Raw genomic sequence first — 14,113 nt, forward strand, 5'->3', positions numbered from 1 at the left:
AGTGAGGCTCCGGATGCAGCTTAATCACCTTATGGCGCTGTCGAAATGATCCAGGACTTCGCTCCGTGGATCGGAGCCTGCGCCGCCGCTCTTACTTCATATTGCGCAGGTGCGGAAGGCGTGGCCGCGCGGATCGACCGACGATCTGCCGCTGACCATGCTCGTCGTTCTGACGTCAGGTTTGGTGTGCTGGATCGGTTACGGCTTGCTGAAAGGCGACTGGGTTATCGTCGCTGCTAACAGCGTCGGAGCCGCACTCTCGGCCAGCGTTCTCGCCTTCAAGTTTCGCGACCTGCGAGCCGGAAACTAGCCCCGAGATTCCGACGCCATCTCAATGAACATCAGGTAGGAACATTGCGCATCCAGCAAAGTTTAACGCATCGATTCCAAATTTGAGCTCAGGAGATCTAAATGGGACTGTTTTCAAAAGACATCAAAACCATGGACGACCTGTTGCTGCACGGCTTGCAGGACATCTATTACGCCGAGCAACAGATCACCAAGGCGCTGCCGAAGATGATCGACCAGGCGACCAACCGCGATCTGGCGCAGGGCCTCAAGCTGCATCTCGAGGAGACCAACAAGCAGATCGAGCGGCTTGATCAGGTATTCAAGAAACTGGGCAAACAACCTTCCGGCACCGACTGCCCGGCGATCGACGGCCTGATCAAGGAAGCCAATGCAACCGCAAGCGAGATCGAAGACAAGTCGGTGCTGGACGCCGCGATCGTGGCGAACGCACAGGCGGTCGAGCATTACGAGATTGCCCGCTATGGCACGCTAATCGCATGGGCGGAAGAACTTGGCCACGACGATATCGTCCGGTTCCTGACGACGAACCTGAACGAGGAAAAGGCCGCCAACACCAAGCTGAACACGGTCGCGCTCCGCAAGGGCGTCAACCGCAAAGCCGCGAGCTGAAACTATCGTGCCGCCCGGCGCGTTGCGCTGGGCGGTCAGGCATTGAAGGCAGATTTCGTCGATGGCCGGCCAAAACGCCAATCCGCAGGAAAACAGATCCGTAGAGCACCACGGCGGTTTCAGTCGCTTCTTCGGTGATCTCGCGAACAAGACGTCGCTGGCGGCTGGCCGCGCCTCCGCGTTCATGGTCGCGACCGGAGTCGTTCTGGTCTGGGCGATCACGGGGCCGTTGTTTCAATATTCAGACACATGGCAGCTCGTCATCAATACAGGCACGACGATCGTCACCTTCCTGATGGTGTTCTTGATCCAAAACTCCCAGAACCGCGACAGCGCAGCCATTCAGGTCAAGCTGGACGAACTCATTCGCGTCAGCACCGCGCAGAATTCCTTTGTCGGAATCGAGCATCTCACCGACGACGAGCTTGAGGAAATCCGAGACAGGTGCGAGCGGCGCGCCGAAGCTGAAAAGGCCGGCGAAGAGTCCGTGAAGAAGACAGGCAAGAAAGCCAAGGATGCCGCGGATCGCGCGGTAGGCTAGGCCGATCCATCGTCACACAGACATTAGCGATCAGCGCCCTCGGAAAAAACCGAGGGTGTGCGCGTTTTCGTGTTCAGTCGGTGCTTCCGATGCCTTTCGGCAAGAAGAAGGCAATGCTCCGGAACCAAAGTTCTCACAGCACATTGGTGCGGCATCTGAACAACAATGCGGCACTTGAAATATCTGCCGTCAGGTGGGAGCGCGCTATTATGGATGCAGTCGTTATTCAACCGGGAGTCGATGCGGCCGAGCCGTCCGTCTCCGGCGTTTCGTGGCCCGCGGTTACTGCTGGCGCCGTCGTCAGTTGTGCGCTCACGCTGGTATTGCTGGCGTTCGGCATCGGTCTGGGTCTCTCCGTCGTGTCGCCCTGGAGCGGGTCTGGTGTGTCAGCAACGACGTTCAAGATCGGAACGGGCCTTTATCTCATCGTCATCGCGATGCTCGCTTCCTCGATCGGCGGCTATATCGCCGGTCGCCTGCGGACGCGATGGACCGGCGTTCACACCGATGAGGTCTATTTTCGTGACACTGCGCATGGCTTTATTGCCTGGGCGTTCGCTTCCGTGCTCGGCGCGATCCTTCTGGCATCGCCGGCAAGCAGCTTGATCGGTGGGGCGGCGTCCGGCGTAAGTCAGGCGGCGACATCAGCGGCCAGTCAGTCCGGCCCGATGGACGGTTACGTCGACGCGCTGCTGCGCGCAGACTCCCCGGCGTCCGCCAGCGCTGGCAATGCGCAGGATCCGCGCGCTGAAATGACCCGCATGTTCACGTCAGGTTTTCGCAACGGTGGCGAGTTGAAGCCGGTTGACAGAACTTACGTCGCCAAGGTCGTTGCTGCGCGAACGGGCCTGAGCCAGGCCGATGCCGAAAAGCGCGTCAACGATGTCGTCACGCAGATCAAGGCAGATGCTGATGCCGCCCGCAAGGCCACCGCGCAACTGGCGTTCTGGCTCGTGGCTTCCCTTTTGATCGGAGCGTTCTGCGCCAGCCTTGCTGCGACCGAAGGCGGTGCCCTTCGCGACGGTACATGGCGACGCGCGGCTCACCGCTAATTTTGCAACATGAAAGGAAAGTCCCATGCCCATTCTTCTTTGGCTCGTCGGAATTCCGATTCCGCTGATCATCCTGATCCTGCTGCTGCGATAGGCAGTTGAAACCAGAACCGAAAATCCCCCGCGGTCGCGGGGGATTTTTGCCTTCCTCGACATTTCGATGGACCGACGCTTGGTGCCATTGTTTCTAACTAGGAAAATTCATGGCCAAATCTTCAAAGTCCGCCGTCAACGATAAAGCAATATCCGCCCGGTCGGTAACGATTCACGATCAGAAACTCAGTCGCGGCGAGGGCGGCGAGCTGCATCAGGTTGCGACAGCTGATGTGCCGGTGCTGACCACCGCCCAGGGCGGCCCGGTGTCGGACGATCAGAACTCGCTCAAGATCGGCCCCCGCGGACCAACCCTTCTCGAAGATTTCCATTTCCGCGAAAAGATATTCCACTTCGACCATGAGCGCATTCCGGAGCGGGTGGTTCATGCCCGCGGCTACGGCGCACACGGCTTCTTCGAGAACTACAAGCCGCTTTCGAAATACACCCGTGCCGACCTGTTTCAGCGCGCCGGCGAGCGAACGCCGGCCTTTGTGCGGTTCTCGACGGTGGCGGGCGCAAAGGGCTCGTTCGATCTGGCGCGCGATGTGCGCGGGTTTGCCGTCAAGCTTTATACGCAGGAAGGCAACTGGGACATCGTCGGCAACAACATTCCGGTGTTCTTCATTCAGGACGCGATCAAGTTTCCGGACCTCGTTCATGCGGTGAAGGAAGAGCCGGACTGTGCGTTTCCGCAGGCCCAATCCGCCCACGACAATTTCTGGGATTTCATCAGCCTCACCCCCGAAAGCATGCACATGATCATGTGGGTGATGTCGGACCGCGCCATCCCGCGCTCGTTCCGTTTCATGGAAGGGTTCGGCGTGCATACATTCCGTCTCGTCAACGCGAAGAACGAGTCGACGTTCGTCAAATTTCACTGGAAGCCCAAGCTCGGCCTGCAGTCGGTGTTGTGGAACGAGGCCGTGAAGATCAATGGCGCCGACCCGGATTTCCATCGCCGCGACCTTTGGACGGCCATACAGACCGGCAATTTTCCGGAATGGGAACTGCAGTTTCAGCTGTTCGATCAGGCCTTCGCAGACCGTTTCGAGTTCGACGTGCTCGATCCCACCAAGATCATTCCGGAAGAAATGCTGCCGCCGATCCCGGTCGGCCGTCTGGTGCTGGACCGGATGCCGGATAATTTCTTTGCCGAGACCGAACAGGTCGCGTTCATGACCCAAAACGTGCCGCCCGGCATCGACTTCTCCAACGATCCGCTGCTGCAGGGGCGCAATTTTTCTTATCTCGACACCCAGTTGAAGCGGCTGGGGGGCCCGAACTTTACCCATATTCCGATCAACGCGCCGAAATGTCCGTTCGCTCATTTCCAGCAGGATGGTCATATGGCGATGCGCAACCCGGTCGGTCGCGTCAACTATCAGCCCAACTCGTTCGGCGAAGGACCGCGCGAGTCGGCGCAGCGCGGCTTCGTGCCATTTGCGGACGTGGAGCAGGGCGCCAAACGCCGCCTGCGCGCGGAGAGCTTTGCCGATCACTACAGCCAGGCGCGGCAGTTCTTGATCAGCCAAACCCGCGGCGAGCAGCATCATATCGCGGCGGCGCTGACCTTCGAACTCAGCAAGGTGAAAACCCCTGTCATTCGCGAGCGGATGGTGTCGCATTTGCTGAACATCGACGAGACGCTGGCCGGCAGGGTCGGCACAGGGCTCGGGCTGAAAGCGATGCCCAAGCCGGCCGCTGCGGCCATGCCGACGCGGCAGGACCTCGATCCGTCCCCAAAACTGAGCATCGTCGAAAACGGGCCGCAACGGTTCGAGGGCCGCAAGCTCGGTATTCTCGTCACCGACGGTACCGATGCGGCGTTGCTGAAAGCGTTGCAGAAGGCGCTCACCAAGGAAGGCGCCACGTTCGAAATCATCGCCCCGAAGGTGGGAGGAGCCAAGGCCGGCGACGGCAGCTGGATCGAGGCCGATCAGATGATCGATGGTGGTCCCTCGGTATTGTACGACGCGGTTGCGCTGCTGCCGGCGGCTGCGGCAATGGACGATCTGCTGCAGGAATCCACCGCGCGGGATTTCGTCGCCGACGCGTTCGCTCATTGCAAGTTCATCGGTCACGTGGAAGCGGCAGCGCCGCTGTTTGGGAAAGCCGGGATCGCCGAGGCCGATATCGACGAAGGCTTCATTTCGCTGGCTTCGCCAAGGGACGTGGCAGGCTTTGTCGGCAAGCTGGGTCAATTGCGGGTTTGGGGCCGGGAGCCCGGCGTCAAGATGAAATAGCAGGAGCGATGGCGAAGGTACCCGAGCAGCATTGGACAACCCATATCGGGCAAGCGGCGGGACACCCCGCCGCCTTCCTTGGGGTGGTCGCCTACGGTGCGCTGTGGTTCGCCTTTGCTGGGGATAGCTTCGGTTGGGAGGCCGTCGGCACACTGGCGGTTTTCATGATGACGCTGTTCATCCAGCGCACCAACCGGCGCGATAATCTGGCACTTCATGCCAAGCTGGATGAGCTTTTGCGCGTGGATCGCGATGCAAGGTCGGAGCTTACTCACCTCGACGAGCAGGAGCCTGAAGACATTGAGCGGCATCGGGATAAAGAAGTGAGCAAGGATGCCGATTGACAACGCCGGATGCGCACCGATTCCATGCGTATTTGCCTGCGCCGGCGGGGTGACAACACCAGCTCCGGTGCGCTAGACACGCTCCGACTTATCGAGAAAGGCAACGAGATGCGATCTTCCAGACGCACGATCATTCAGAGCGCGTTTGCCGCCGTGGCGGCGGCGGCTACTTCAACCCTTGTTCCGGCCCCGGCATCGGCCCAGACCGCAGGAAAACCCATGACCACAGCTTCAGGTTTACAGATCATCGACAGCACGGTCGGTACCGGCGCTTCGCCGAAACCCGGCCAGACCTGCGTCATGCACTACACCGGCTGGCTCTATGAAAATGGCCAGAAGGGCAAGAAGTTCGACTCTTCGGTCGACCGCAACGAGCCGTTCGATTTTCCGATCGGCCAGGGCCGCGTCATCAAGGGTTGGGACGAGGGCGTCGCCTCGATGAAGGTCGGTGGCAAGCGCACGCTGATCATTCCGCCCGCGCTGGGCTACGGCGCGCGCGGCGCCGGCGGCGTCATTCCGCCCAACGCCACGCTGATGTTCGATGTCGAATTGCTGGCGGTGAAGTAACCGCCGCTTCTCGCTCGGCTGCGGCCCATGGTGCAAACAAAAAAAGACCGGTCCCAAAGGACCGGTCTTTCAGTTTCACGCAATCAGCGCGATCAGAGGTTCTTGTTCGCCGCCGCGGCGGCCTTGTCGATGGCTTCCTTGGTGGCTTCCTTGGCGTCGCCCATCGCCTTCTGGCCCTTGCCTTTGACTTCCTGGATCACGCCTTCGCCCTGCAGTTGCTCGGAACCGGTGGCTTCGCCAATGCCCTGCTTGGCCTTGCCGATGGCTTCGTTGGTGGCGCCTTTAACCTTGTCTGCCGTGCTACCCATGGAACATTCCTTTTGATGTTTGTACTTCGATAGAGCAACGCACCAATGCGCCAGCGGTTCACTCTAAACGCTGGTTTCTGTTCACGTTTTTATGTACGCTTGGCCATCGAACGATTTTACGGAAAGCAGCGCGATGTCAGGTTCTCACGACCATCCACATGATCATTCGCACGATCATTCTCACGGCGATCACTCGCACAGCCACGACGCCGATCGCTGGAAGCATGATGGCGTCCGTGTCATTCCCGGCAATCAGCTCGATCCCAACGTGCCGTCGACCGCGGGCATGGACCGCAAGGCCGCGATCAATTTTGCCCGCGTCGGCGCCCAGAAATTATGGGCGGGCACCGTGACGATCCGCCCCGACGCCAAGACCGGCGCGCATCATCACGGCCATCTCGAAAGCATCATCTATGTCGTGAAGGGCAAGGCGCGGATGCGCTGGGGCGAGCAGCTGCAGTTCACCGCCGAAGCCGGGCCCGGCGATTTCATCTTTGTGCCCCCCTATGTGCCGCACCAGGAGATCAACGCCAGCCGCGACGAGGTGCTGGAATGCGTGCTGGTGCGCAGCGACGGCGAAGCTGTCGCGATCAACCTCGACATCGAGCCGATCGAAAAGCCGGAGACCGTGCTGTGGGTCGATCCCGTGCACCGGGACCCCGCGGAGAAGAAATCGTAGCTTCTCGTCGCCCCTCGCGATGACGGTTAAAGTTGTCATGCCCGGCCTCGTGCCGGGCATTTCAGTATTGGCTTGCCGAAGTTAGTTTGTCGAAGTCCTGGCAAAGCCCCGTCATGACACGGAAAATCGGACCGAAAAAATCTCCAAAACCGATGTCGGATCGATGCCGGCTCATTCGTCCTCTATCCGACCCCCTCGAAAGGAGCCCATTCATGGCCAAAATGATCTTCGTCAACCTGCCGGTCACCGATCTTGCCCGCGCCACCGCGTTCTACCAGGCGATCGGCGCCGTGATGAACGAGCAGTTCAGCGACGGCACCGCGTCCTGCATGGTGTTTTCCGACACCATCCACGCGATGCTGCTGACCCATGAAAAGTTCATGCAGTTCTCGCCGAAGAAGATCGCGGACGCCAAAACTTCCTGCGAGGTTCTGATCTGCGTCTCGGCCGACAGCCGGGCGGAAGTCGACGATGTCGTCGGCAAGGCGCAGAAGGCGGGCGGCGGCGTCGATCCCTGCCCGAAGCAGGATTACGGCTTCATGTACGGCCGCAGCTTTGAGGATCCCGATGGCCATATCTGGGAAGTGATGTGGATGGACGTCGCGGCCGCGAATGCGGCGCAACCGGCTGCGGCCAACGCCTGATCTCAGGAATCACGGAGCAAACAACATGTCCAAGATCTCACCCTGCCTGTGGTTCGACGGCGAGGCCGAGGAGGCCGCGAAATTCTACGTTTCGCTGCTGCCGGATTCGCGGATCGAGACGATACAGAAGAACCTGGTCGATGGCCCGGCCGGTAAGGCCGGCACCGTGCTGGTGGTGGAGTTCACGCTGGCCGGCCAGCGCTTCATGGCGCTCAACGGCGGTACGCGCTTCGAACACACCCATGCGGTTTCGTTCAAGATCGATTGCAAGGACCAGGCCGAGATCGACCGGCTGTGGGACGTATTGTCGGCCAATGGCGGCTCGATCGAACAATGCGGCTGGCTGAAGGATCGCTTCGGCGTGTCGTGGCAGATCGTGCCGACCGCGTTGATGAAATACATCGGCGGTTCCGACGCGGCAGGCGCGAAGCGGACGATGCAGGCCATGCTCGGCATGGTCAAGCTCGATATCGAAGGCCTCAGGCGCGCCTATGAAGGCAAGTCGGCGGCTTGAGCAAAGCAGGGTGGGCAAAGGCGCGCTTCGCGCCGTGCCCACCATCGGGTCGCTGTTGTAAAAACGGTGGGCACGCTTGCGCTTTGCCCACCCTACATTCTTCGCTAATACGTGATCCGCAAGCCGACGCCGCCATGCAGGGTGTTGCCGACCGGCTGCGGGCCGGCGGTGCCGTTGACGAAGAGGTCGGCGACCCAGCCCTTGCTGATCCGGAAGCCGAGGCGGCCGCCATATTCGAACCAGCCCTGGTTGCCGATCGTCGGCACCACGGTGCCGTTGCCGGTCACGGTGGCGACGATGCCGGACTGCGTGCCGAACGATTGGACGAACCCGCCATTGATATTGGCCTCGACATTGTTGCCGAACAGATGCGTCCACTGTCCGCCGATCTTGACCAGATTGGTCTTGTCGGTGCCGCCGGCGATCGAGGCGTCGAACGGATTGAACGCGGCGGCGGGATCGGCATAGCCCTTCACGCGCTGCCACAATTGCCAGACCTCGACGGAGGCGGCGACCTCGTCGCGCGGCGACAGCCGGCTGATCCAGCCTGCGCGGCCATAGACGCCGTAATTGTCGCCGGTGGTGTGGCTGTCCAGCGATACCGCGCCGAGGCTGGTGGCGTAGGTGCGGCGATAGCGTATCTTCTCATAGGGCGTCAGGATGGCGCCGATGTCGAAGAACGGCCGTGACGATCCCCAGTCGGCGAAATCGTAACGCAGCGCGAACGCGCCGATCGGGGCCGCCGTGACGCTGTAGCCGCCTTCGCTGTAATGGGTGTAGGCGATGCCCGCCAGCAGCGACAGATTGGCGGTCAGGTTCTTGCGGCCGTGAATGCCGGCCGAGAACGACCCTGCCGAACCGAAGGCGCTGACGCAATCGCCGCAATTGACCTGCTCGTTGATGCCGAGCAGCACGGTGCCGAGCACGCGGTTGGTGATCATCTGGTTGAAGCGCTGCTTGGCCAGATCGTTGATCGATCCCGCGCTGGAATCCGCGCCGGTTGGGCCCGGACTCGGCGTTGGTGTCGGCGTTGGCGACGCAATGGGGGTCGGTGATGGCGAGGGCGTTGGTGTCGGAGTGGGTGACGAGGTTGAGTTCGGAGTCGGGGTCGAGGTTGGCGTCGGCGATGGGCTGCCCGGACACTCAGATTCGCAACCGATGACAGTCGTGCCCCCGGTGACAGTTATTGTCCCGCCTGCCGTTGATTGTGCCGACGCCGGCTGCACGGGCGCCAGCCAAAACAAAACCCCCGCGGTCAGCGCGGCCGATACGATGAAGCCCTTGATGCGGTTTGCCATCGTCAGCGTCCGCACAACATGCCGGTGGGATCGCTGCCGTCATCGACCGGCGGCGTCACCGTCGGCGAGGCGTTGGCATATTGCGTCGCGCTGCAAAGCCCCGCCGCGGCGCTGCAGGTCTTGGCGAAGGTCCATGGCGGGTTGTTGGTCTTCTTGATGGTGGTCTTGCCGCCGCTCAGGGTGATGACAGCGGTATCGCCGGGACTGGTGAGCTGGACGCATTCGAAGCTGACGGTGCAGACCGAGGCCTGGCCTTCCCTTAAGTTGACGACGGTCTGGCCGCGCTGCGACAGGATGTCGAGCGTGGTGCCGCGGACGCCGATGGTCGCAAGCGGCGTCGTGATCTTGTAGGCGGCTTTTTCCGAATTGCCGGTGACGAAGCGGAACGCGCCGGAGGTCAGGCGGATCGCGACGTCGCGATAATGGGTCTCGTCGTCGAACACGGTGCGGTCGAGCTTGAGCGACGCGCTCGGCCCGAGCGAAAGGTTGGTGCTGTCGGACATCACCAGCCGCGCGGCGCTGTCGAGGCCGGTGCGCACGATTTCGTCGCGCAGCAATCCGTCGCCGACATTGAGCTGGCTGGTTGCCGATCCGGCAACACGGAGAACCTGGTTCTTGACGACGGCGGCTTCGCCGACGCGCGTTTGTGCTGAAAGCGGACTTGCCGCCAGCACCGCGATTGCGCCAAGCACAAAAAGAAAAACAGAGTAGTTACGCGATTTCATTTCAAAGCCGATCGATTATCCCGACATCGTACCGGATCGCGCGCGCAAGCGATGTGGCAGAATTATCACAAGCGGCGCCTTACTAGCCCGTCGGTTAGTGGCGTCGGATTCGAATCGCGTTCAATGCGATGGACATAAAAATCTGTACCGCCCACACTCAATTCTGCCGCAATTTCATTTAGTTCGTGAAGACAGTGCCAGAATTACCAACTTCTATTCCCGATCAGACAATTGCGCGCACCGCCATCATCGCGGGTACCCTGTTTTTTTTCGCGCATTTCGCGATGCTGATCGGCATCACCACGCCCGAAAAATTCTACTTTGACGAAGTGCATTACGTGCCGGCGGCGCGGCAGATGCTTCTGCCCGTGATGCCGCAGCCGATGCTCAACCCGATGCATCCGCCGCTGGCCAAGCAGTTCATCGCGCTGTCAATCCACACCTTCGGCGACGTGCCGCTGGGCTGGCGTTATCCGGCGGTGCTGGCAGGCGCGCTCGCCATTGTCGCGGTGTATCTGTGCGGCCTCGCATTGTTCGCGGCGCAGGGGCCGGCCATCGCCGCGAGCCTGCTCGCCTTTTTCAATCAGATGCTGTTCGTGCAATCGCGGATCGCGATGCTGGATATTTTCGCGCTGACTTTCAGCCTGTTCGCCATTGCCGCGTTCATGCACGGCTTCCGGCAGCAGCGGCCGCATCTGTGGTTCGCGCTGACCGGGCTGTGTTGCGGTTTTGCGATCGGCTGCAAATGGAGCGGGCTGTTCGTGCTCGTGGTCTGCGTCGTCATCGTGGCGGTGATTCGCCTGTTGCAAAGCTGGCGTACGCAATTTGCCGACGGCAATGCCGATGACTGGTACCGGCCCGACCTGTGGCCCGGTTTCAAGGCCTGGCATTTCGCGGCCTGCTTCCTGCTGATCCCGGCGCTGGCCTATCTCTCGACCTTCGTCCCGCTCTACGGCCTGTCGGTCCCTGACATCATCGAGGCGCAACGGCGGATTTTCAGCGACAACACCACGACCGCGATCGCGGGCCACACCTATATGAGTTCGTGGCCGTCCTGGCCGTTCCTGGTGCGCCCGGTCTGGTATCTGTTCGACAAGGTCAGCGACGACAGGATCTCGGCGGTGGTCTTTCTCGGCAATCCCCTGATCCTGTGGCCGGCGTTGATCGCGCTGTTGGTTTGCCTGCGCGACTGGATCGTGACGCGGCGGGCGGATGCGTTTCTGGTGCTGGCGTTTTATGTCGGCCCGTATCTCGCATGGGCGTTGCTGCCGCGAACGCTCGGCTTCATCTACTATTATCTGCCGGCCGCGACCACCGCGAGTTTCGTGCTGGTCTATGCGCTCCGCCGCGGCAACACGCCACGCTGGCTGCTATGGGCCTTTGTCGCGGTGGGGTTTGCGGGCTTCGTTGTAATGCTGCCGATCTCGGCCGGGTTCGTGGAAACATCGATGGCGACGTTCAACCGCCTGATGATTTTCCAGAACTGGATATAAATCCCGGACAAACGAAATCCGCCTGCCGTTTCCGGCAGGCGGATCGAAGCGCGCGAGCTTACTTCGACGCGGTTTTGGTATCCATGTTGACGACCTGAACGCGGCGGTTGACCGGGTCCATCGGTGCGTTCGGATCCTTCGGCCGGGTCTCGCCGTAGCCGACGGTCACGAGGTCGGAGGCGTTGAGGCCGTATTGCTCGGTGAGAAACTTCTTGATCGTATCGGCGCGGCGCTCGGAGAGGTCCTGGTTGTATCCGTCGCTGCCGACCGCATCGGTGTGACCGGCAACCACGAAGGTCGACCCCTTCAGGCTGGCGTCCGAAAGCGCCTTGCCGAGTTCCTGCACCGCCGACATCGAGCTCTTGCTGATGTCGGCCGAGTTGTAGTCGAAGCGGATTTCGAGATCGATCTTCGGCTTGGTCGCGGCGAGCTCCGCAATTTCCTGGCGCTCGCCGATCGAGAGCGAGCGGGTTTTGCGGTTGCGCAGCGTATCGACGAAGCTGGCTTCCTTGGCCTGCGCGGCGGTATTGGCCTGCGGGCCCATCGAAAGGCTGCGGGTCGCCGACGTCGGCTTCAGCGCGTTCAGGATCTTGTCTGCCGAGACGGTCTCACCGGCAAACGCCACGCCCGCCGTCATCGACAGCGCGGCGCCGATTGTCAGGATGGAAAATCCATTAAAGCGGGTCATTGTCGTCTTCCTCACTGTTACGCCTGCCATATTGGCTGGTTGGCGGTTTGATGCTGCGAAGATAAGACAGGTTCAAATCGACCAATGTGATCTAGGTCACGTTCAAAGCGGCTGGCTTCCGTTGATTTGGGTCCACCCTGTTACTCTGTGTGATCTAGATCACTGTGTTCCCTGCGACTTCTGTAAACGGCGCTTGCCAGCCGCCCGCGATGATCCAAAGCGCAATTGCCTCGTGTTGCAGGTATCAGCGAACCCGCGCCGCTTCCCGGCTTCTACTTTGCTGTTTGCTGGTCTCATTGCCGTCGCGTCAGCGCCGATCTGCGAACAACAAATCGGCATGATGGGCACCTAGCACCATTCTCCACGAGAAAATCCCAAAAGAAAATCCAAGAAAAGGTTTGGGCAAGCAAGAGCAGGCGGGCGGGTGTTTCAGTCGGTAAAGCGTCAACGCGAGTATCAAAATTATCGTAACGTTCCACCGGAGCTCACGGGCTCGGCAAGTTCAATGCCGACCTTGATCGGCGCGGCGATGATCGCGGCGGCGATCCTGCTGTCGACGTTCATCAACGCGCTCGGCACCCGCTATACCGCCTTCGACGGTCCGACCGAAGAGAGCGCGTGGCTGGTCGATCGCCTGACTGGCAGCGTCTACAAATGCCGCGCCCCGGACCATGGCAAGGCGTCCTGCGAGGCGGATATCGCTACCGGCAGCGTTACTCAACGGCCGAAACGCTGATTTCGCTCCCAAATCCAGGACTCCTCCGATGAGCGAATCCGATTACATTGCCGGGCGATGCCCCGCGCGACAAAACCCCACCCCCTGACCAAGGCCGAGGCCCGGCGAATCTGGCTGCGTGCCCAGCGGCTCGATACGCCTGACCCGTTCGGCGAGGGGCCGGGGGCCACTGCCGCCGCGGTGGAGCATCTCGGCTATGTGCAGATCGACACCATCAACGTGATCGAGCGCTGCCACCACCACATTCTCTTCAGCCGCATTCCCAACTATCGGCGCGCGGACCTGCGGCAGGCCCAGAGCGTCGACAAGAGCGTGTTCGAATACTGGACCCATGCGCTGGCCTATGTGCCGTCGAAGGATTTTCGCTTCTTCGTACCGGGCATGAAGCTGCACAAGCGCGAGGGCCATAAATGGTTCGCGTCCGTCAGCCCCGCCGACACCCGCAAGGTGATGCGGCTGCTCAAGCGCGATGGCGCGCTGACCATCCGCGACATCGAGGACGACGTGCTGACCGAGAAGGAGCATCTGTGGGCGAGCCGCAAGCCGTCGAAGCGCGCGCTGCAGCTGGCGTTCTATACCGGCGCGGTCACCATTTCCGAACGGACCGGCATGCTGAAGACATATGAGCTGATGACGCGGCATTTCGGCTGGGACAAGCCGCCGAAGCCGGCATCGAACCTCGAGACGACCACCTATCTGCTCGACCGCGCCTTGCGCGCGCAGGGACTCGTCAGCCTCGATTCGATCTGCCATCTCGATGCGCCGAGCAAGGCCGCGGTCCGCCGCCTGATCGAGGCGCGCGTCCGCCGCAAGGAGATGGTGGCGATCGCCCTCGAAGGCGCGGGCAAGCAGGAGCATTGGGCGGGGGCAGAGACGCTGGAGCAACCCGCAGGCGAGCGCGATGGCGGCCTCGTGCACGTCCTCTCGCCGTTCGATCCCCTGATCATCCAGCGCAAGCGCACCGAATTGTTCTTCGATTACGGCCATCGTTTCGAGGCCTATGTACCCCGGGAAATGCGCCTGTTCGGCTATTTCGCGCTGCCGGTGCTGGTCGGCGAAGACATCGTTGCCGCGATCGATCTGAAGACCGACCGCAAGGAAAAGAAATTGCTGGTGCAGAAATGGAACTGGGTCGGCAAGGGCGCCGCGAAGGCTCCGCGCAAGGAGCTCAAGCGCCGCATCGAGGAAGAGCTGCATCGCTTCGAGCGGTTTCAACTGGCGGAGTGAAGCGCAGCCATTGCGTCCCGCGCATTGCCCCCATCCG

The 14,113-nt window shown here is 61.2% G+C and carries 17 protein-coding genes; 13 read left to right on the plus strand and 4 right to left on the minus strand.

Annotated features, from left to right (window positions below; all coding sequences use genetic code 11):
• Window positions 1-109: 109 nt before the first annotated feature.
• From JQ611_RS41920 to JQ611_RS27525, 7 genes are all read left to right on the plus strand, one after another.
• A complete protein-coding gene (locus tag JQ611_RS41920; RefSeq protein WP_312012192.1) occupies window positions 110-310 on the plus strand; it encodes a SemiSWEET family transporter in 201 nt (66 codons plus the stop codon).
• 101 nt (window positions 311-411) lie between these two features.
• Window positions 412-921 (plus strand): ferritin-like domain-containing protein, encoded by a 510-nt coding sequence (locus tag JQ611_RS27500; RefSeq protein WP_212467159.1) that lies wholly within the window; start codon window positions 412-414, stop codon window positions 919-921.
• Between the two features lie 61 nt (window positions 922-982).
• On the plus strand, window positions 983-1,462 hold the full coding sequence (locus JQ611_RS27505) for a low affinity iron permease family protein (protein ID WP_212262675.1): 480 nt from the start codon (window positions 983-985) through the stop codon (window positions 1,460-1,462).
• 209 nt (window positions 1,463-1,671) lie between these two features.
• Window positions 1,672-2,514 carry a hypothetical protein gene (locus JQ611_RS27510; RefSeq protein WP_212262673.1) on the plus strand — a complete coding sequence of 281 codons (843 nt, stop codon included), beginning with the start codon at window positions 1,672-1,674 and terminating at the stop codon, window positions 2,512-2,514.
• A 203-nt stretch (window positions 2,515-2,717) separates the two neighbouring features.
• A complete protein-coding gene (locus tag JQ611_RS27515) occupies window positions 2,718-4,853 on the plus strand; it encodes a catalase (RefSeq protein ID WP_212467160.1) in 2,136 nt (711 codons plus the stop codon).
• 8 nt (window positions 4,854-4,861) lie between these two features.
• Window positions 4,862-5,197: a low affinity iron permease family protein gene (locus JQ611_RS27520; RefSeq protein ID WP_212467161.1), complete on the plus strand. Its 336-nt coding sequence runs from the start codon at window positions 4,862-4,864 to the stop codon at window positions 5,195-5,197.
• A 108-nt stretch (window positions 5,198-5,305) separates the two neighbouring features.
• The gene (locus JQ611_RS27525; protein WP_212262667.1) at window positions 5,306-5,764 is read left to right on the plus strand and encodes an FKBP-type peptidyl-prolyl cis-trans isomerase; all 459 of its coding nucleotides are present in this window, start codon (window positions 5,306-5,308) and stop codon (window positions 5,762-5,764) included.
• A 92-nt stretch (window positions 5,765-5,856) separates the two neighbouring features.
• Here JQ611_RS27525 and JQ611_RS27530 read toward each other — a convergent pair whose 3' ends face one another.
• Window positions 5,857-6,072, minus strand: coding sequence for a CsbD family protein (locus JQ611_RS27530; RefSeq protein ID WP_212262665.1), 216 nt, complete (start codon window positions 6,070-6,072; stop codon window positions 5,857-5,859).
• 133 nt (window positions 6,073-6,205) lie between these two features.
• Between JQ611_RS27530 and JQ611_RS27535 the strand changes: the two genes are divergently transcribed.
• From JQ611_RS27535 to JQ611_RS27545, 3 genes are all read left to right on the plus strand, one after another.
• Window positions 6,206-6,751: a cupin domain-containing protein gene (locus tag JQ611_RS27535; RefSeq protein WP_212209183.1), complete on the plus strand. Its 546-nt coding sequence runs from the start codon at window positions 6,206-6,208 to the stop codon at window positions 6,749-6,751.
• A 212-nt stretch (window positions 6,752-6,963) separates the two neighbouring features.
• Window positions 6,964-7,395: a VOC family protein gene (locus tag JQ611_RS27540; protein WP_212262661.1), complete on the plus strand. Its 432-nt coding sequence runs from the start codon at window positions 6,964-6,966 to the stop codon at window positions 7,393-7,395.
• 25 nt (window positions 7,396-7,420) lie between these two features.
• A complete protein-coding gene (locus tag JQ611_RS27545; protein ID WP_212467162.1) occupies window positions 7,421-7,909 on the plus strand; it encodes a VOC family protein in 489 nt (162 codons plus the stop codon).
• Between the two features lie 104 nt (window positions 7,910-8,013).
• Here JQ611_RS27545 and JQ611_RS27550 read toward each other — a convergent pair whose 3' ends face one another.
• Together JQ611_RS27550 and JQ611_RS27555 are read right to left on the minus strand one after the other, a co-directional pair.
• Entirely contained in the window at window positions 8,014-9,207 is a 1,194-nt protein-coding gene (locus JQ611_RS27550; RefSeq protein ID WP_212467163.1) for a hypothetical protein, read from the minus strand.
• Between the two features lie 2 nt (window positions 9,208-9,209).
• The gene (locus JQ611_RS27555) at window positions 9,210-9,932 is read right to left on the minus strand and encodes a FecR domain-containing protein (RefSeq protein ID WP_212262655.1); all 723 of its coding nucleotides are present in this window, start codon (window positions 9,930-9,932) and stop codon (window positions 9,210-9,212) included.
• 284 nt (window positions 9,933-10,216) lie between these two features.
• Between JQ611_RS27555 and JQ611_RS27560 the strand changes: the two genes are divergently transcribed.
• The gene (locus JQ611_RS27560) at window positions 10,217-11,425 is read left to right on the plus strand and encodes a phospholipid carrier-dependent glycosyltransferase (protein ID WP_212467194.1); all 1,209 of its coding nucleotides are present in this window, start codon (window positions 10,217-10,219) and stop codon (window positions 11,423-11,425) included.
• Window positions 11,426-11,483: 58 nt separating this feature from the next.
• Here JQ611_RS27560 and JQ611_RS27565 read toward each other — a convergent pair whose 3' ends face one another.
• On the minus strand, window positions 11,484-12,113 hold the full coding sequence (locus JQ611_RS27565; protein WP_212387476.1) for an OmpA family protein: 630 nt from the start codon (window positions 12,111-12,113) through the stop codon (window positions 11,484-11,486).
• 505 nt (window positions 12,114-12,618) lie between these two features.
• Here JQ611_RS27565 and JQ611_RS27570 point away from each other — a divergent pair.
• The gene (locus JQ611_RS27570) at window positions 12,619-12,849 is read left to right on the plus strand and encodes a hypothetical protein (protein WP_212262649.1); all 231 of its coding nucleotides are present in this window, start codon (window positions 12,619-12,621) and stop codon (window positions 12,847-12,849) included.
• 57 nt (window positions 12,850-12,906) lie between these two features.
• Window positions 12,907-14,076, plus strand: coding sequence for a winged helix-turn-helix domain-containing protein (locus JQ611_RS27575; protein ID WP_212467164.1), 1,170 nt, complete (start codon window positions 12,907-12,909; stop codon window positions 14,074-14,076).
• Window positions 14,077-14,113 lie beyond the last annotated feature (37 nt).

Origin of the sequence: Bradyrhizobium sp. AUGA SZCCT0182 (genome assembly GCF_018130185.1) — a bacterium.
In the GTDB taxonomy this organism is placed as follows: domain Bacteria; phylum Pseudomonadota; class Alphaproteobacteria; order Rhizobiales; family Xanthobacteraceae; genus Bradyrhizobium.